Genomic DNA, 17,234 nt, shown 5'->3' on the forward strand with positions numbered 1-17,234 from the left:
CGAAGGATCAGTTCTTTGCCTTGTCGACCATTTTACCAGCGGAAATCCACGGCATCATGCCGCGCAGGGTTTCGCCGGTGGCTTCGATCTGGTGCTCGTCGTTGATGCGACGCGTGCCTTTGAAGAAGGGCTGACCCACAGCGTTTTCCTGCATGAAGTCCCGCACGAATTTGCCGGTCTGGATGTCGGTCAGGATCGCTTTCATCCGCGCCTTGGTTTCGTCATACGGCAGGACACGCGGGCCGGAGACATATTCGCCGTACTCGGCGGTATTCGAGATCGAATAGTTCATGTTGGCGATGCCGCCTTCGTAGATCAGGTCGACGATCAGCTTCACCTCATGCAGGCACTCGAAATAGGCCATCTCGGGGGCATAGCCCGCCTCGACCAGTGTCTCGAACCCCATACGGATCAGCTCGACCAGACCACCGCAGAGTACGGCCTGTTCCCCGAAGAGGTCGGTTTCGCATTCTTCACGGAAGTTGGTCTCGATGATACCGGAGCGACCGCCGCCGATGGCGGAGCAGTAGGAGAGGCCGATTTCCAATGCCTTGCCAGAGCTGTCCTTGTCCACGGCAACCAGGCAAGGCACGCCGCCGCCTTTGGTGTATTCGCCGCGCACGGTGTGGCCTGGGCCTTTGGGGGCCATCATGACCACGTCGATGCCTTCTTTGGGTTCGATCAGGCCAAAGTGCACGTTCAGACCATGGGCAAAAGCAATCGCTGCGCCTTCGCGGATGTTGTCGTGCACGTATTTCTTGTAGGTTTCGGCCTGCAGTTCGTCGGGCATGGTGAACATGATCAGGTCGGCCCAGGCGGCGGCTTCGGCGATGCCCATGACCTTCAGGCCTTCGCCTTCGGCTTTGGCGGCGGAGGGCGAGCCGTCGCGCAGGGCGACGACGAGGTTCTTCGCGCCGCTGTCGCGCAGGTTCAGCGCATGCGCGTGGCCCTGGCTGCCGTAGCCCAGAATGGCCACTTTCATGTCCTTGATCAGGTTCACATCGCAATCGCGATCATAATAAACGCGCATATCGGCGGTCCTTTGAGTTGATTTCTCCTGCCGGGCACTGTACTGGCCGAGGTGCAGAGAAACAGCTATTCAGGGGCGATGATTTTCAGATTATTCGGAAAATTCATTCTTTAAAAAATGAAACTGCGTAAAATTCATGCTTGACGATGTTGACAGACGGCTCCTGCGCCACTGGCAGTCCGATGCCAGCCTCAGTCCCGCCGAACTGGCCGAGCGGGTTGGGATTACTTCCGGCAAAGCGGCCCGGCGTCTGGCCCGGATGCAGGAGATCGGCGTGATCGAAGGTATCAGCGCTGTGATCGACTGGGCCGCGCTGGGATATGCGGTTGAGGTTTCGCTGCGTATCACCTTGGACAAGACACAGGCCCGCGCCTTTGACGACTTCATCGAAGCCGCGCGCGCGGTGCCCGAGGTTACCGAAATCCAGACCTTCCTGGGCCGGGTGGACGTGCGGCTGAACATCATCGCCCGCGACATGCCGCACTATCAGGACATCTACCGTCGCCGCGTTCTGACCTTGCCGCATATCGCCGATATCGAGGCGTTGATGCAGATCGCGCAGATCAAGGATGAAGAGGCGCTGCCGCTATGATCGATCTGGATGATCTGGACCGGGCCTTGCTGCGCGCCCTGACGCGGGATGCGACACAAAGTGCCGGTGCGCTGGGGCGCAGGCTAGGCCTGTCGCAACCGGCAACCTGGCGCCGTATCCGAAAGCTGGAGATGGCCGGTATCTTGAACGGGCGGCGGCTTCGGCTGAACGCAGAAAAGCTTGGGTTTGGCGTCACGGTGTTCTTGGGCGTGAAACTGGCGACAAAAGGCCGGGTGAGCCTTGAGGATTTTGAGCGCGCCGTCAGCGCCATTCCCGAAGTGCAGCGGGTGGAGCATATCCTTGGCCTCTACGATTACCGCCTTCGGGTGGTCGCGCGGGATCTACCGGATTTCGAACGGGTGCTGCGGCGGCGGATCATGACCTTGCCGGGCGTGGGGGAGGTCGAGGCGAATGTGCTGCTCAGCGAAGAGCGGCGCGCGGGCCCGATTGCCTAAGGTCGGCGTCGCAGGTTTCCGATTGGCTGCAGGCCCTGCCCGGAGGCCATGCTTGTATACCCAAGTAGACTTTGCCAAGCCCTCTGCGACAGGCTAGGTCTGACGCCAGATTAGGGAGATATCATCATGGCAGCACTGCTCGACACAGTTGATCCGATGGGATTGGAAGAATTCTCGGTGGTTTTTACCGACAGGTCGCTGAACTCCATGAGTGCGGCGTTCCAGCAGGTCATGAACGACATCTCGTCGATGTTGAAAGAGGTCTACGCGGCGGATGCGGTTGCGATCATTCCCGGCGGCGGCACCTATGGCATGGAGGCCGTGGCGCGCCAATTTGCCCGCAACGCCGAAGTGGTGGTCGTGCGCAACGGTTGGTTCTCCTACCGCTGGAGCCAGATCTTCGAAACCGGCGGCCTGACGGCGAATACGACCGTTTTGAAAGCCCGTCAGACCGGCAATGCAACGCCGTCGCCTTTCACGCCTGCCCCGATCGAGGAGGTGGTGGAAACCATCGCCGCGCAGAAACCGGATGTGGTTTTTGCCCCGCATGTGGAGACAAGTGCGGGCGTGATCCTGCCGGATGACTACATCGCCGCCATGGCCGCCGCCGCGCATGAGGTTGGCGCGCTGATGGTGTTGGATTGTATCGCCTCGGGCTGCGCCTGGGTAGATATGCGCAAACTGGGTGTCGATGTGCTGATCTCCGCGCCGCAAAAGGGGTGGTCGGCGTCCCCCTCTGCGGGGCTGGTGATGATGTCAGCGCGGGCAGAGGCCCGTCTGGCCGACACCCAGTCCGACAGTTTTGCGATTGATCTGGGCAAGTGGCACAGCATCATGAAGGCCTATGAAGACGGTGGCCACGCCTATCACGCGACCATGCCGACGGATGCATTGCGCGCTTTCCGTGACACGATGCTGGAGACCCGGGAATACGGGTTTGACCGCCTGCGCGAGGCGCAATGGCGGCTGGGGGATTCTGTGCGTGCAATGTTGGCGGAAAAGGGAGTCGTGTCCGTGGCTGCTGATGGCTATGGCGCGCCCGGTGTTGTGGTCAGCTACACCGGCGATCCGGACATCCACAACGGCAAGAAATTCGCCGCCGAAGGCATGCAGATTGCCGCCGGGGTGCCGCTGCAATGCGATGAGCCAGCGGATTTCAGAACCTTCCGCCTCGGGCTCTTCGGGTTGGATAAGCTCTATGATGTGGACGGCACGCTTGGCCGCCTGAAACGTGTGATCGATCAGGTGCTCTGAGCGCTGGCGGCTTTTATACCCAGCCCCATCTGCATCAGCGTCTTGCGGACCGGGGCCAGAGAATAAAGCGCGTTCAGCCCCGCAGCCCGGGCGTCGCGCAGCAGGGGCGCACGCATCTGGCTGGCACGGTTCAGCAGATCGATCCCCTGTACCCGCAGCGTAGTGTCACTGTAGCGGGCCTTGTGATAGGCATCCAGCATCCGGCGGTCACCAAGACCTTCGGGGCGTTCCTGCGCAAGGGACAGAAGCGTTGCGGTATCTGCAAGGCTCATGTTCAGCCCCTGCGCGCCGATGGGGGGCACGACATGGGCGGCCTCCGCAATCAGCGCCAGACGTTCCCCGGACAGGCGCGTGGCCTGCTGGCTGATGATGGGCCAGATGCTGCGCGGCGAGGCCAGCGTCAGCGGGCCAAAGAGATGGCAGCTGCGTTCAGACATCTCCGCCTCAAAGGTCGCCACGTCCATGCCATGGCGCGCTTGTGACAGCGGCCCGTCATCCATCCAGACCACGGCAGAGCAGGGCAGACCCTGCTGATCCGGCAACGGCACCAGAGTGAAGGGGCCACCCGTCCGGTGAATTTCGGTAGAGACATTCTCATGCGGGATTGGGTGGGTCACCGCAAAGGCAAGCGCCTTTTGCCCGTAGCGGGTGGTGCGCACGTCGATCCCGGCGGCCTGCCGCATCGGTGAATGCCGCCCATCTGCCGCGATCACCAGTCGGGTGCGCAGGCGTGATCCGTCGCTTAGCCCCACGCGGGCTTCGCTTTCGCGGGTAAACAGCGTCTTGGCCCCAAGCCCTGCGTGAAAACGCACATTCGGGAGCTCGTCGAGGCGGGACATGATCTCCCGCCGCAACAGCCAGTTGGGAAAGTTCCAGCCAAAGGGTTGGTCAGACAGATCGGCGGCGTCGAAGTCACGTGTCAGCCGCGGTTCCGGTTCCGCGCCGCCCGCGTCGACGATGCGCATGATTCGAAGGGGGGAGGCATGGGGCTCCAGCTTTTCCCAGAGGCCAGCGGCTTGCAAAACCCTGCGGGCGGGTTGCAGCATCGCGGTTGTGCGCATGTCTGCGCCCTTTGCCGCGCGTTCTGTCACGGGGGGGGCCGGGTCGATGCAGATGACGTCGAAACCGGCGGTGCCAAAAGCGGCGGCTGCCGTCAGCCCGGCGATCCCGCCGCCAGAGATAAAGATGTCACATCGTTGGTCCGCCATGCGTATTGCACTCCCACGGTGGCAAACTATGTCCAAGTGGCCGCATTGGCCAGTGCCGGTTCAGCCCTTGGTGATCAACAAAAGCAGCACAAAGATCACCGGGACCATGGCGACCGCTGGCAGGTAGAGGCCCGGCAGGCCGAAGGTCAGCGCCGAACTCATCCAGAGGCTGACAAAACCAATCAGCGCAAACCAGACGTTGTTCTTGTCACCGAAGAGCAGATCGCGGGCCACCCAGCCCAGCACGGGAATTTTGAAAAACAGCCGTTGCCAGAAGGGCAGGGCGTGGATGTGGGCAGCAGCGGACATATGAGGCTCCTTGATCGGTGTTACGGGGACAAATAGGTGCCAGGGACAGCTTTCACAGGGGCCCGATTGTCGCAGGTCGTTCAGATCAGGCGGGCGAGAAAACCGCTCAGGTCATCGGTATGAAACTGTATATGCGCGCTTGGTTCGTGCGTTTCTGCGACGTGTACCGTGCGCAGACCCATCGCATGGGGAACCTTAAGATTGCGTGCATCATCTTCGAACATCGCGGCGTTTTCCGGGACCAGGCCATCCGTGCGGAACACCTTGTCAAAGGCCGCGTGATCGGGCTTGGGCTGAAAGTCTGCGTGCTCGACCCCGTAGACCGCGTCAAAGATACCGTCCAGCCCGCGGGCTTCCAGAACGCGTTCCGCATAGGGGGCACAGCCGTTGGTGTAGACGATCCGGCGACCGGGAAGCGATCTGATCTGTCCGGCCAGAACCGGGTCCGGGGTCAGGCTGTCCATCGGGATGTTATGCACGTCCGTGAGGTAAGGGCCGGGATCCAAGTCGTGTTCCCGCATCAGCCCGGCGAGAGTGGTGCCATGGGTCGCCCAATAGTGTTTGCGCAGGCGGTCCGCCTCGGCGTGATCGACCTTGAGCGCCTCCATCACATAGGCCGTCATGCGCACTTCGATCAGATCGAAGAGCCGCGCCGAGGGCGGGTAGAGCGTGTGGTCGAGGTCAAAGACCCATGTCTGAACGTTAGTGAAGGCGGCTTTGGGCATGGCGCTTTCCTAGAACCTCATTCACCGGCACACAAGGGCGCGGGGTTGCGCGGGACTACGCCGGGTCGTTAGTGTAGCGAAATGACTTTGAAAAAGGCCGCCGACATGGGCTTGCAGAAAGCACAGCAGACCGATGCATATTCAATGATCCTCGATGCCATCGATCTGGGCGTCTATCGCCCCGGTGACCGCTTGGTGGAAAGCGAGCTGGCGGAACGGTTCGGCGTCTCGCGCACCCCGATCCGCGAGGCCCTGCAACGGCTGGAGACACAATCGCTGCTGTCGCGGGACGGGCGCAGCCTGATCGTGGCCTCACTGGATCACAACCAGATGGCCGAGCTTTACGTGGTGCGGCGTGAGCTGGAAGGGCTGGCTGCACGGCTTGCCGCTCAGCATGCGACGGATGAGGAAGTGCGCATTCTGCGGGATATGGTCGAGGCGGACAACGCGCTGACCAACAACCCGGCAGCACTGGCGCGCGCCAATCGGCGCTTTCACAAGCAGATTCACCTAGCCTCTCATAACCGCTATCTGGTGCAACAGCTTGACCTTGTGCACCGCACCATGGCGCTGATGGCCACCACGTCGCTGGCCGTGGACGGGCGCGGCGCGATTGCGCAGGCAGAACACGATGCGATTGTCAGCGCGATCGAAACGAAAGACGCCGAGGGGGCTGATCAGGCGTTGCGGGAACACATCTCGGTTGCCTTCATGACGCGGCTGAAGCAGGATGCGGCGCGGCGCGAAGAAGAGGCCTAGCGCGGATCGGTCTGGTGAGAGACGCCGTGCTGGGTTTTGTCCCAAAAGAACGGATCGCGGACCATTTCCCACAAGGCCTTGTAGCTGGCCAGTGCCCCGAGCGTGAAATAGAACATCATGGTGGGCACGAACCCGATCAGATGCCGATGCGCCCGGCCTGACACGGCATAGACGCTCATCGTCAGGCTCAGGACTTCGGACAGGATGAATATTCCTGCGAAGGTCCAGAGCGCTTGTGTCCCAAGGGTGAGTTCGGCCGGGTGGGTCATGCCGAAAAAGGTCAGCCAGAAGGACCACAGCAACGGTGCTGCCGCAAACTGGGAAAAGGTTGCGAGGAAGATGGTCTGCAGCCCGAGAAACCGTTTGAGGCCGAGGTCGCGCAACAGCTGGCGCGGGTGCCGCATGTGCACGAAATAGGTGATCATGAACCCTTTGAGCCAGCGTGAGCGCTGCCGCACCCAGGGCCAGGCGCGGCTGGTCGCCTCCTCATGGGTGACCGTCGGCAGCAGTTCCGTGATATAGCCATGCCGGGCGAGACGCACGCCCAGGTCCGCGTCTTCGGTGACGTTATGCGCATCCCAGCCGCCCAGTTCCTCCAGAGCCTCGCGGCGGAAAAACAGCGTGGTGCCGCCCAGGGGCAATACCAGCCCCAGCTTGGCGATACCGGGCAGGATCACCCGCCACCATGTTGCATATTCGATGGTGAAACAGCGCGACAGCCAGTTCGTACGCGAATTGTAGTAGTCCAGAACGCCCTGCAGGCAGACGACATTCTTGGGGGCTTCCCTGAACCGCGTCACCACGCGCTCGATCTGATCCGCTTCTGGCCAGTCCTCGGCATCCCAGACGCCGATGATACTGCCACGACAGAAATCCAGCGCGTAGTTCAGGGCGCGGGGCTTGGTGGTGAGGCCCCCGGCACCGGGCACTTCGATCACGCTCATCCAATCGGGCAATTCGGTCCGGGCAATGGTGTCGCGTGTTGTCTCGTCGCCTTCTTCCAGCACCAGCACCACGTTCAGCAGTGATTTGGGATAGGTCAGACGGCTGAGCCGCGCAATCAGTTGCCCGGCGATTTCCTTTTCCTTGAGCAGGGGCACAAGAACGGAAACGCGCGGCAGACGGAACTTTGCTGAACTCAGATCATAGTTGGCGCGGGGCCGGGCGGGTTTTTGCGTCAGCTGCGCGAAAAAGGCAGCGCCTTTCATCGCCGTGGTCATGGCCAGCGTGAGCACGGCCCACAGCACGCCGATGGTGACCGTCCAGGCCGGGGCAAGGAGGAGGAGGGCGGCCAGCACGCCACAGACCGCAGACGCCCAGAGCGCGCGATGTTGCGTCTGCGTCCCCCAGGTGCGGCAGCTTTCGACTTCGGCGACCCGGGTTTCCGCCTTCTGGGCCAGTTCGTCGCCGTAGAGGCGGCTCAAATGTGACTGGATTTGCAGCTCATCAACGATCACCGGGAACAGCGACAACCCGCGCCGCTTCATTGTTTGACAGAGCGCCGAGAAATCCGAGGGGCTGCTGGTGGCGACGAGAATCCGCAAGCCGTCCCGCTTCCACGGCACGACCCCGTGCCGCAGGCAAACCTCGGCGGGCAGGGTCTTGGCCATCCTGGGGTCCGGCGGCTCAAGGTCGAGATCGGCCCCGCGCGCGTGGCATTGCTCGGCCAAGGCGCCCAGCACATCGCGTTTGCTGAGCAGACCTTCGGACACCATGATCTCACCCAGCGGCGCATCGATATGGCCCTGGATTTTCAGCGCATGATCGAGATCGCTATGCGCAATCTTGCCCCGGTCCACAAGCATGCGGCCGATCGGTTCATATGTGATTGCGGGCGCTGACAGATCCGGGTCCGGCACCGGGTCCGACACAACCAGCCGCAGGGTGTTCATCTTGAAATGCCTTGCATAAACTCAACGCAGGGCAAGCTGTCAGAACAGGGTTAATGATGTGTTAAATTAACACTTTTCAACCTAAGCGCGTATTGAGTCCACTCAGGCTGCGCGATGTGCCATGGCTTTCGCAAAACGTTCAAAGAGGTAGTAGCTGTCCTGCGGACCGGGGCTGGCCTCGGGGTGGTGCTGCACCGACCAGACCGGACGGCCATCCACGCGAATGCCGCAGTTCGACCCGTCAAAAAGCGACGTGTGGGTTTGGATCACGCCGTCTGGCAAGGTTTGGGCATCGACGGCAAACCCGTGGTTCATCGAGGTGATTTCAACCTTGCCAGTGTCATGATCCTTGACCGGATGGTTCGCACCGTGGTGGCCGTGGTTCATCTTGATGGTCTGGGCGCCGAGGGCGAGGGCCAGCATCTGGTGGCCGAGGCAGATGCCAAAGACTGGCAGATCGGTCTTGTCCAGCACCGACTGGATCATCGGGACCGCGTAGGCACCCGTGGCCGCCGGATCGCCGGGACCATTGGACAGGAAAACACCGTCCGGCTGATGCGCCATCACGTCTTCATAGCTCGCGGTTGCCGGCAGGACGGTCACATCGCAACCCGCGCTGGCCAGGCAGCGCAGGATGTTGCGTTTTGCGCCATAATCGATTGCCACAACCTTGTACTTCGGGTCCGTCTGCGGCGCGTAGCCTTCCGGCCAGGCCCACCGCATCTCGTTCCAGCGGTAGGATTGCGCGCAGGTCACTTCCTTGGCGAGGTCCAGACCTTCCAGCCCGGTGAAAGCCCGGGCTGCGGCCACCAGCGCCGCGACGTCGAAATTGCCTTCTGGGTCGTGGGCGAGGGCCACGTGCGGTGCGCCGGATTGGCGGATGGCGCGGGTCAGGCGGCGCGTATCCACCCCGCCGAGCGCGATCCGGCCGCGCGAAGATAGCCAGGCGTCCAGATCCTGCACCGCTCGCCAGTTGGAGGGGTCGGTGGGCATCCATTTCACGATCATGCCCTCGGCCACCGGATCACCGGTTTCATCATCCTCGGGGTTCACCCCCACATTGCCGACATGCGGGAAGGTGAAGGTCACGATCTGGCCCGCGTAGGAGGGGTCGGTCATGATTTCCTGATAACCGGTCATGGCCGTGTTGAAGCAGAGCTCGGCCACGGTCTGGCCGGTGGCGCCAAAGCCGGTTCCGTAAAAGACGGTGCCATCAGCAAGCGCCAGACAAGCGGTTGGGCGGTCGGACGCAGAAGGCTGCATGGGCGATCCTTTCGGGCGGGCAGGCGGCTTTGAAATCTGGCGATATCTAGACGCGGGCGCGGGGCGGGTCAAGGGCATCATGGGGTGCAATTGCCGAAGATGGAGACCTGGAAGTGACGTCGCGGATTGTGTTGCGGTGCCGAAGCGCTTTGGATAAGGTCCAAGGCTTACACGTTCCCACGTGGGCCGGTGCCCACGCTGCCAGTTGTAGAGGATACACAGCCATGGAATTGCGCGCAAAAGTCTCGGCCGCATTGAAGCAGGCAATGAAGGACAAGGCGGCGGATCGGCTGTCGACCCTGCGTCTGATCAACGCCGCGATCAAGGACAAGGACATCGCCGCGCGGGCGGAGGGCAATGAAGACGGTGTGGGCGAGGCAGAGGTTCTTGCGATCCTTGGCAAGATGTCTAAGCAGCGCCTTGAAAGTGCGCGGGCCTACGAGGAAGGTGGACGGCTCGATCTGGCGGAGCGTGAGCGTTCGGAGATCGGCGTGATCGAAGAATTCCTGCCGCAGCAACTCTCTGATGCCGAAGCGGAAAAGGCGGTCTCTGCCGCTGTTGCGGAAGTGGGTGCTGACAGCATTCGTGACATGGGCAAGGTGATGGCGGTGCTGAAATCTAAATACACGGGCCAGATGGACTTCGGCTCGGTCGGTCCGAAAGTCAAAGAGCGCCTGAGCTGAAGGCGCCAGCCCGGAGGGCCGCGACTATATCTGTTGCGGCGTCTTTCGCCGCCAGGCGATCTGTAATTCCTCATAAAGGGAAACGCGTTCCTCTTCGCTGAGAAACGCACCGATCTCTACCTCGCGGCCTTTGCCTTTGAGGGTCACGTAATGCGGCACGGGACCGTCGGATTCGTATTTGGTGATGGTGGTCCAATAGCGGTTGCAGTCCCATTCCTTCACCACACCCGTCGGTTCCTGCCGCAGCAGATGTGCGTCTTCTTCGTCCAGTGTCAGAACTTCGGTGATTTGCCGCGCCCGGTAGTTGCGTTGCAGCGCGTGGTAGATGGCCCAGACCGCTGCCAGCAGAAAGGGCAGGAGGCCCCAGAGGATAGGAGAGCCAAGCAGTGGGAAAGCCGGGATCAGAATCAACGTGAAGGTTGCCAGCACAAATGCCGCCATGCCGCGTACAGGCAGCGAATTGTGAGGCCAGAGCTTGAGCGTTTGCGGGCTTTCTCCGGGTTCGGATGTCCATTGGTAGGGCATGACCAAATCCTAGTCAGTGATCCGGACCGAGGCAATGCGACAGGTCGGCTTTCACACCACCTCGATACCGACAGATTTTTCTCGTGCAGAATGCCTCAGGAGCATGAGGTACCCTCAAGTACCTGATGCGTTTGCTGCTACCTAGGCCGGTAAAATGGGGTGCTTGCGAACCGCCGGATTACCAAACCGAAAAGCCCGCCGCGTTTTGTCGGTCGATATGCGGTGGTCAATGAGCCGGGATGTTGAAAGCGAAGTTGCCGCGCCAAAGGCAGATCAGCGCGGCAGGTGGCACCTCCGGTCGTCTCAGGAACCACCGTTATAGATGGGTTGTTGGTTGCTGGCCGTATACCCTGTCTGGGATGCGCCATTGGCGATTTCGGACCGGTAAGTCTTCAGCAGTCCACGCGTGCCATCGGGGTGCGCCGCGATTTGACGAAAGGTCTGATCGCCACCGGCCTGCGCACGATTGTAGGAGCGCAGGAGCAGCTCTTGCTCAAACCCTGTCAATTGACCGGTTGCCTGATACCCCATGTAATTCTGATAGTCGGAGATTGCACTGCGGCTTTGACGCCCCAGCTGGCCGTCCACGGTTCCGGCATTGAACCCAAAATAGTTCAGCGACGACTGAACCTGGCGCCCTTCCTGGGTCGCAGGGATCGATGACCGGTAGGAGCGTGTTTTCGTTGTGGTGCTGTGGCGTGGCGCAGGGGCCCGGTAAACTTGTTGTTGCTGAGCCCGGTTGCGGTCCACGTTTTTCTGGACCTGAGAGCCGACCAGACCGCCGATCAGCGCGCCGGCGATGAAATCTTTGCCATCGGCTTTGGCAGAGCCCGCAGGCACCAGGCTCAGAGCTGCAACCAATGCTACTGCGGTCGTTGTCACAAAATGTGTTCTCTTGGTGATCATAACCTCATCCTTTCACATGCTGGCCGCGTTCGGGCACGGCATTTGAAAGATCCGAACAAGACCCGAATCTCTGGTCGTTCAACTCTTTCCAGCAATGGAGGTTCCCTGTGATCTGATCGCCCAGCGGAAATCTGCTATCCTGAAATCCGGATCTCAGGCGGCGCTCAATGGTTTGGGCTTGCCGCGCTGACGAGCGCGCGCAGATCGGACTGCCGGTGGAGGTCCATCTTGTCCAGCACATTGCGAATGGTCCACCGGATGGTGCTGAGCGCCCGCCCACGGGCCTGCGCGATGTCGGTGGCCGTGGCACCGGAGGCAATGGCGCAGGCGACCTCGGCCTCGGTCAGGGTGAGCCCGAAGACATCGGCCACGATCTGCGGTTCGGGTGGCGTCATAGCTTGCAGCTTCTGGATCAGGACCAGCGCCCGGGCCGGCTTCTTGCCGAATGTCTCGAAGGGAACAGCGGACGCGGGGCAGATGTGCAGGACCAGATCCGGTCGACCGTCTGCGGTGACCACCGGTACCGGTGGCGCGGGTTTTCCGTCCAGGACCGCGCGCAGACGCCGATGAAAGGCCTGCGTCCGTGCCGGTGTGCCCAGTGTCAGATGGCCTGCCCGCAGAGACATGCCGTCGTTGCGCGCGATCAGGTTTCGCGTACCTGCCGAGGCGTGCAGCACGGTGCCTGCCGCGTCGAGATGGAGCGTGAAGGCATCGGGCTTACCAGTGTGGGATATCTGATCCAAATACTGGTGGCGTAGGCGTCCGATGCCAAGCAGATGCAGGTGAATGTCCGACCACAGCGCCGCTTCGCAATCGGTATAGCGGCCTTGGCTCTCCGGACGGAATGCCGCGCTGCACAGGATCAGGTTGTTGGAGACCCGCGTCATGACGCCCAATCCCGATTGCGCATCATTCGTCTTGAGCCATTCGTTATAGACCGGGCAGCTCTCGCGCTCATTGTCGCGATAGAGATCGGCCTGATGCCATGTCTGGTCCAGCGGCTGCGCCATACCACGCTCAATGCGGACATCCATACTGGCCCAGGTCTTGCGAAACTCCGAATCCTGTTCCGGTGTGCCGCTGGCCAGACCGGCAACGGGCATGCGGGTGTGTATGTCGAAGGCGAGGAAGTGGATGATGCTGGAATGCGTGTGCTTTTCGAGCGCCCGGAGCGCCCGGACCAGTGCGGCGTCGTCAAAGGCCGCGCTGTAAAGATTTGCAATGTCACTGTGCAATGAAATGGTTAAAAATCCAATCTGATTCCTGCTGTAGAGTAGCAGACCGACGCGGGGCTGTCTTTTGCCGCATCCGCGAGGCGAGGTCCGATTTGCGCCCCGTGACCCATCAAGTTTGAGGGGGGCAGTGCGCGTGTGCTTGCCTATGGTCGGACAGGCGGCGCTGTCGCCGCCTTATGCTTTGAACAGATTAGAGGAATGGTAAATGAAGACCAGAAGATCAAAGTTGCCATTGGGCCTTGTGGCGGGTGCGCTCGTCCTGTCGACAGTGGTGGCTGCTTATGCGGATTCGTCAAACCGGATCAAATACCAACAGCGCGTCAAGTTGAACGTAGGCCAGGCAATGGTCGTGCATGGGTATCGGGGAGACTGCGGACAGCTTCCGACAGCGGCCCGGATGAAAAAATCGGCCGAACGGGTGAATGCCGCCCTGACCACGGGGCGTGTGCAATACGGAAAACCGGGCGTGCGGCGCAGCGGGTCATGCAATGGGGATACGCCCGCGATGGAGTTGATCTTCGTCGCTACGACGCCGGGACGCGAGCGCGTGAAGGTGTTCGGCGACGACATACTCTTTATCGTAAGATAGGGTCGGGGTCCGCCACCTTTTTTGTGCGCAGGTTGTGCCACGCGCGACAATCGGGTGTGGCAGCGACGCTGGATCAATGCAGCCCTGCGCGCGTTTGGGTCGTGCAACGAAAAAGGCCCCGGCGGTGATCCGGGGCCTTTTTTGCGATGACATTTGCCTTAGTGGGCCGGGTGCTTGTCCCAGTCTTCCTGCTTGGGCAGCTGCTCGAACGTGTGTTCGGGCGGCGGACTGGGCAGGGTCCATTCTAGCGTGTCCGCATATTCGTTCCACGGGTTGCTCTCAGTCGCGGCTTTGCCCTTGCGCAGGGCGTAGAACATCACGCCGAAGAAGAACAGGAAGGAGGCGAAGCTGATGAAGGCGCCGATGCTCGACCACCAGTTCCAGTACGCGAAGGCATCCGGATAGTCGATGTAACGGCGTGGCATGCCCTGACGGCCCAGGAAGTGCTGTGGGAAGAACGTCAGGTTGGCACCGATGAAGAACGCCCAGAAGTGCACTTTGCCAGCCCATTCGGGGTACATCTTGCCGGTCATCTTGGGGAAGTAGAAGTAGATCCCCGCGAAGATGGCAAATACGGCGCCGAGGCTCATCACATAGTGGAAGTGAGCGACCACGTAATAGGTGTCGTGGTAGTAACGGTCCACGGCGGCCTGGGAGAGCACGATGCCCGTCACGCCGCCCACGGTGAAGAGGAAGAGGAAGCCAAAGGCCCAGAGCATGGGTGTTTTGAACTCAACCGAGCCTCCCCACATGGTGGCGATCCAGCTGAAGATCTTGACGCCGGTGGGCACCGCGATGACCATGGTGGCGAGCATGAAGTAGGCCTGCTGGTTGAGGCTCATGCCTACGGTGTACATATGGTGCGCCCAGACCACGAAGCCCAGTGCCCCGATGGCGATCAGCGCCCAGACCATCGGCAGGTAGCCGAAGATCGGTTTGCGCGAGAAGGTCGCGATCACGTGGGAGATGATGCCGAAGCCCGGCAGGATCACGATGTAGACCTCGGGGTGGCCGAAGAACCACAGGATGTGCTGATAAAGCACCGGGTCGCCGCCGCCCGCAGGGTCAAAGAAGGTGAAGCCGAAGTTACGATCCATCAGCAGCATGGTGATGGCACCGGCCAGAACCGGCAGGGACAGCAGGATCAGCCAGGACGTGACAAAGATCGACCAGCTGAACAGCGGCACCTTGAAGAGCGTCATTCCCGGGGCGCGCATGTTCAGGAAGGTGGTGATCATGTTGATTGCACCAAGGATCGAGGAGGCCCCTGAGACGTGTACCGCGAAGATCGCGAGGTCCATCGAGAAGCCGCCCTCAAGCGTGGAGAGCGGTGGATAAAGCACCCACCCCACGCCGGAGCCAGACTGGTCGTTGCCACCCGGTGCCAGCACCGAGCAGACCGCCAGAGTGGTGCCCGCGACATAGAGCCAGAAGCTGAGGTTGTTCATGCGCGGGAAGGCCATATCGGGCGCGCCGATCTGCAACGGCATGAAATAGTTGCCAAATCCGCCGAAGAGCGCTGGGATCACGACAAAGAACATCATCAGGATACCGTGGCCGGTGATCAGTACGTTCCACAAATGCCCATTGGGAGTACAGGCTTCGCCGTTTGCGAAGAGCCGTGCGCCTTCCATGCACATATATTGAACGCCCGGATCCATCAGTTCCAACCGCATGTAGACGGTGAAGGCGACCGAGATGAAGCCAGCGAAGGCCGAGAAGACCAGGTAAAGAATGCCGATGTCTTTGTGATTTGTGGACATGAACCAGCGGGTGAAAAACCCGCGTTCGTCATGGTGTTCGTGGCCGTGAATGGCTGCGTCTGCCATGCTCTTGCCTCCTGCATTGGTGTTAGCCGTTACCGGACGGTTCCCAAGCCCGGCGACAGAGTCTCGGTTGTTTTAGAGGGAGTTGTCCGCGGGAGCAATGTCCGTATTTGACGCAGGCTAAGAAAATTTCGTCACCAATCCTGCATTTATCGGATCATCCCGCTCCGGTTGAAAAGATTAGTGCCAATTTAATCTATCACCATGTTCATTTACGCCGGTTTAACACTCCTGATCCACGATCAGCACAGGTTTTTCCCTGACCGGTGGGTGTCTGAGTGGGAGTTAAAAGAAAAATGCAGGTGTTCTCGCCGCAACACGCTGAAAAAACGCCGGTTTCCGCCGACGCCAGTAGCCTTGCGTTCTGGGAGAGGATGGCTGACCTGGTGCCTGGCGTCATCTATATTTTCAACCAGAAGACGATGTCGAATGAGTATGCGAACCGGTCTTTGCAGGATTTTCTGGGGTATTCTCCCCAGGAAGTAGTTCAAATGGGAACCAATCTGCTCACAACGGTCGTGGTTGACGAGGATCAGCCTGCGCTGTTTGGATATCTGGAGGCGCTTGGCAACCTGTCAGAAGGGGAGGAAGCGTGCCACGAATACCGCGTGCTTGCCAAGGATGGGAAAATCCGCTGGCTGCGCAGCATCGACAGCGTGATTGAGAAAGGTGCTGATGGCGATGTTGTACGCCATATCGGTGTTGCGCTGGACATCACGACGCAGAAAGCCGCCGAAGCGCGCCTCAGGGAAGTCAACGAAGACCTCGAAGAGCGGGTCAAGGCCCGCACAATACTGCTTGAAGTGCTCAATAAAGAGCTGGGCACCTGTATGGCGCAACGCACCGCCGAGCTGAACGAGATCAATCAGGACCTGAAGGATTTGACCTACGTGGCGACCCATGATCTCAAGGGGCCAATCAACAACATGAGCAGCCTGACGCATATGCTGAGCGAGGCTGAACCCTATTTGCCGCCGGAACATGTGGAAACGCTGGGCTGGATGCGTGATGTGTGCGATCAGGCGAGCGAAAAGCTGGACGCCTTGATCTGCGTTGCACAGGCCCATTCCGGCAATATCCCGGATTCTGAACATGTCGATCTGGCACAGGTGACCGAAAGCGCGCTGGTCAATCTGCATTTCCAGATCAGTAAGGCGCGTGCCGTGATCAAGACGGATTTTGCTGCGGACACGGTGTGGTTTGTTTCGCGGGAAATGGAGAACATCCTGCAGTCAATGATCGGCAATGCGATCAGGTATCATGAACCCGGTCGGCGGCCGCGCGTGAACATTTTGTCCGAGCGACGATCCGGCAGCGTAGAGATTTCCATCCGCGATAATGGCACAGGGTTGGATTTGCCCAAGGACATGGACAAGGTTTTTGGGCTCTTCAAACGGGCACACAGCACGCCTGAAGGCGCCGGCGTGTCGTTGTATTCCATCCGTCGCATACTGGAACGCGTTGGCGGATCGATCGATGTGACCAGCAGACCTGGACACGGCAGCTGTTTCACACTGCGGTTTCCTGACCGCGGGGCCGCCTGATGCCCGCGGCAACATCTCTCAAGAAGGTTCTGCTGGTGGACGATGACAAGGTCACCAATCTCATGCATGGGCGCCTGATCAAGCGCACCGGATTGATTGAACAGATTGATGTGGCCACGGACGGCGTCGCCGCGCTGGAATATCTTGAGGAAAAAGACGCTGCCGGTGATCCGCTGCCGGAACTGATCTTGCTGGATATCAACATGCCCCGGATGGATGGCTTTGAATTTCTGGAAAACTATGCGGCCCTGCCGGAGCAGATACGCAAATCCGGTACCTTGATCATCATGCTGTCTACTTCCGATCTCAGAGCTGATCATGATCGCGCGGAGGCGGACCCGAATGTCTACGCCTTTGTCAGCAAGCCGGTGAAAAGTGATGACATCGCAGGCTTCGTGCATGCCTGTCATCAGGAGCGGTTGGCAGGATAGCCCAAAAC

The 17,234-nt window shown here is 60.5% G+C and carries 18 protein-coding genes; 8 read left to right on the forward strand and 10 right to left on the reverse strand.

Annotated elements, in window-relative coordinates; translation table 11 throughout:
* Positions 1 to 7: 7 nt before the first annotated feature.
* On the reverse strand, positions 8 to 1,030 hold the full coding sequence (gene ilvC, locus Q1A52_RS08275; RefSeq protein ID WP_299961679.1) for a ketol-acid reductoisomerase: 1,023 nt from the start codon (positions 1,028 to 1,030) through the stop codon (positions 8 to 10).
* 136 nt (positions 1,031 to 1,166) lie between these two features.
* Here ilvC and Q1A52_RS08280 point away from each other — a divergent pair, with 136 nt between their 5' ends.
* The 3 genes from Q1A52_RS08280 to Q1A52_RS08290 all read left to right on the forward strand — a co-directional run bounded on the left by Q1A52_RS08280 (position 1,167) and on the right by Q1A52_RS08290 (position 3,331).
* Positions 1,167 to 1,622: an Lrp/AsnC family transcriptional regulator gene (locus Q1A52_RS08280; RefSeq protein WP_300013425.1), complete on the forward strand. Its 456-nt coding sequence runs from the start codon at positions 1,167 to 1,169 to the stop codon at positions 1,620 to 1,622.
* On the forward strand, positions 1,619 to 2,077 hold the full coding sequence (locus Q1A52_RS08285; RefSeq protein WP_300013428.1) for an Lrp/AsnC family transcriptional regulator: 459 nt from the start codon (positions 1,619 to 1,621) through the stop codon (positions 2,075 to 2,077). The genes Q1A52_RS08280 and Q1A52_RS08285 overlap by 4 nt, the downstream gene beginning before the upstream one ends.
* Before the next feature lie 126 nt (positions 2,078 to 2,203).
* Positions 2,204 to 3,331 carry an aminotransferase class V-fold PLP-dependent enzyme gene (locus tag Q1A52_RS08290; RefSeq protein ID WP_300013431.1) on the forward strand — a complete coding sequence of 376 codons (1,128 nt, stop codon included), beginning with the start codon at positions 2,204 to 2,206 and terminating at the stop codon, positions 3,329 to 3,331.
* On the opposite strand, the gene Q1A52_RS08295 is transcribed toward Q1A52_RS08290, so the two are convergent.
* The 3 genes from Q1A52_RS08295 to Q1A52_RS08305 form a co-directional block, all read right to left on the reverse strand.
* A complete protein-coding gene (locus tag Q1A52_RS08295) occupies positions 3,319 to 4,539 on the reverse strand; it encodes a UbiH/UbiF family hydroxylase (RefSeq protein ID WP_300013434.1) in 1,221 nt (406 codons plus the stop codon). The two genes, Q1A52_RS08290 and Q1A52_RS08295, sit on opposite strands and share 13 nt — an antisense overlap.
* Before the next feature lie 60 nt (positions 4,540 to 4,599).
* Positions 4,600 to 4,848: a hypothetical protein gene (locus Q1A52_RS08300; RefSeq protein ID WP_195822338.1), complete on the reverse strand. Its 249-nt coding sequence runs from the start codon at positions 4,846 to 4,848 to the stop codon at positions 4,600 to 4,602.
* 80 nt (positions 4,849 to 4,928) lie between these two features.
* The gene (locus tag Q1A52_RS08305; protein ID WP_300013437.1) at positions 4,929 to 5,573 is read right to left on the reverse strand and encodes a pyrimidine 5'-nucleotidase; all 645 of its coding nucleotides are present in this window, start codon (positions 5,571 to 5,573) and stop codon (positions 4,929 to 4,931) included.
* A gap of 105 nt (positions 5,574 to 5,678) precedes the next feature.
* Here Q1A52_RS08305 and Q1A52_RS08310 point away from each other — a divergent pair, with 105 nt between their 5' ends.
* On the forward strand, positions 5,679 to 6,332 hold the full coding sequence (locus Q1A52_RS08310) for a GntR family transcriptional regulator (protein WP_299832438.1): 654 nt from the start codon (positions 5,679 to 5,681) through the stop codon (positions 6,330 to 6,332).
* Here Q1A52_RS08310 and Q1A52_RS08315 read toward each other — a convergent pair.
* Both Q1A52_RS08315 and carA read right to left on the reverse strand, forming a co-directional pair.
* A complete protein-coding gene (locus Q1A52_RS08315) occupies positions 6,329 to 8,224 on the reverse strand; it encodes a glycosyltransferase family 2 protein (protein WP_300013440.1) in 1,896 nt (631 codons plus the stop codon). The two genes, Q1A52_RS08310 and Q1A52_RS08315, sit on opposite strands and share 4 nt — an antisense overlap.
* A gap of 102 nt (positions 8,225 to 8,326) precedes the next feature.
* The gene (carA, locus tag Q1A52_RS08320) at positions 8,327 to 9,487 is read right to left on the reverse strand and encodes a glutamine-hydrolyzing carbamoyl-phosphate synthase small subunit (RefSeq protein ID WP_300013443.1); all 1,161 of its coding nucleotides are present in this window, start codon (positions 9,485 to 9,487) and stop codon (positions 8,327 to 8,329) included.
* A 224-nt stretch (positions 9,488 to 9,711) separates the two neighbouring features.
* On the opposite strand from carA, the gene Q1A52_RS08325 reads away from it, so the two are divergent.
* Entirely contained in the window at positions 9,712 to 10,170 is a 459-nt protein-coding gene (locus Q1A52_RS08325; RefSeq protein WP_299777608.1) for a GatB/YqeY domain-containing protein, read from the forward strand.
* 24 nt (positions 10,171 to 10,194) lie between these two features.
* Here Q1A52_RS08325 and Q1A52_RS08330 read toward each other — a convergent pair whose 3' ends face one another.
* From Q1A52_RS08330 to Q1A52_RS08340, 3 genes are all read right to left on the reverse strand, one after another.
* The gene (locus Q1A52_RS08330; RefSeq protein ID WP_299832393.1) at positions 10,195 to 10,695 is read right to left on the reverse strand and encodes a DUF2244 domain-containing protein; all 501 of its coding nucleotides are present in this window, start codon (positions 10,693 to 10,695) and stop codon (positions 10,195 to 10,197) included.
* 303 nt (positions 10,696 to 10,998) lie between these two features.
* Complete coding sequence (locus tag Q1A52_RS08335; RefSeq protein WP_300013447.1) at positions 10,999 to 11,601, reverse strand: peptidoglycan-binding domain-containing protein; 603 nt, start codon at positions 11,599 to 11,601, stop codon at positions 10,999 to 11,001.
* Positions 11,602 to 11,765: 164 nt separating this feature from the next.
* Positions 11,766 to 12,836 carry a hypothetical protein gene (locus Q1A52_RS08340; protein WP_300013450.1) on the reverse strand — a complete coding sequence of 357 codons (1,071 nt, stop codon included), beginning with the start codon at positions 12,834 to 12,836 and terminating at the stop codon, positions 11,766 to 11,768.
* A 205-nt stretch (positions 12,837 to 13,041) separates the two neighbouring features.
* On the opposite strand from Q1A52_RS08340, the gene Q1A52_RS08345 reads away from it, so the two are divergent.
* Positions 13,042 to 13,425, forward strand: a complete 384-nt coding sequence (locus Q1A52_RS08345) for a hypothetical protein (protein WP_300013453.1) — start codon at positions 13,042 to 13,044, stop codon at positions 13,423 to 13,425.
* A gap of 158 nt (positions 13,426 to 13,583) precedes the next feature.
* Here Q1A52_RS08345 and ctaD read toward each other — a convergent pair whose 3' ends face one another.
* Positions 13,584 to 15,254 carry a cytochrome c oxidase subunit I gene (gene ctaD / locus Q1A52_RS08350; protein WP_299777598.1) on the reverse strand — a complete coding sequence of 557 codons (1,671 nt, stop codon included), beginning with the start codon at positions 15,252 to 15,254 and terminating at the stop codon, positions 13,584 to 13,586.
* 293 nt (positions 15,255 to 15,547) lie between these two features.
* Here ctaD and Q1A52_RS08355 point away from each other — a divergent pair, with 293 nt between their 5' ends.
* On the forward strand, positions 15,548 to 16,795 hold the full coding sequence (locus Q1A52_RS08355; protein ID WP_300013456.1) for a PAS domain-containing sensor histidine kinase: 1,248 nt from the start codon (positions 15,548 to 15,550) through the stop codon (positions 16,793 to 16,795).
* Complete coding sequence (locus Q1A52_RS08360) at positions 16,795 to 17,226, forward strand: response regulator (RefSeq protein ID WP_300013461.1); 432 nt, start codon at positions 16,795 to 16,797, stop codon at positions 17,224 to 17,226. The genes Q1A52_RS08355 and Q1A52_RS08360 overlap by 1 nt, the downstream gene beginning before the upstream one ends.
* The last annotated feature ends 8 nt before the right edge of the window (positions 17,227 to 17,234 follow it).

It is taken from the genome of uncultured Roseobacter sp. (assembly GCF_947488185.1).
In the GTDB taxonomy this organism is placed as follows: Bacteria; Pseudomonadota; Alphaproteobacteria; order Rhodobacterales; family Rhodobacteraceae; genus Roseobacter.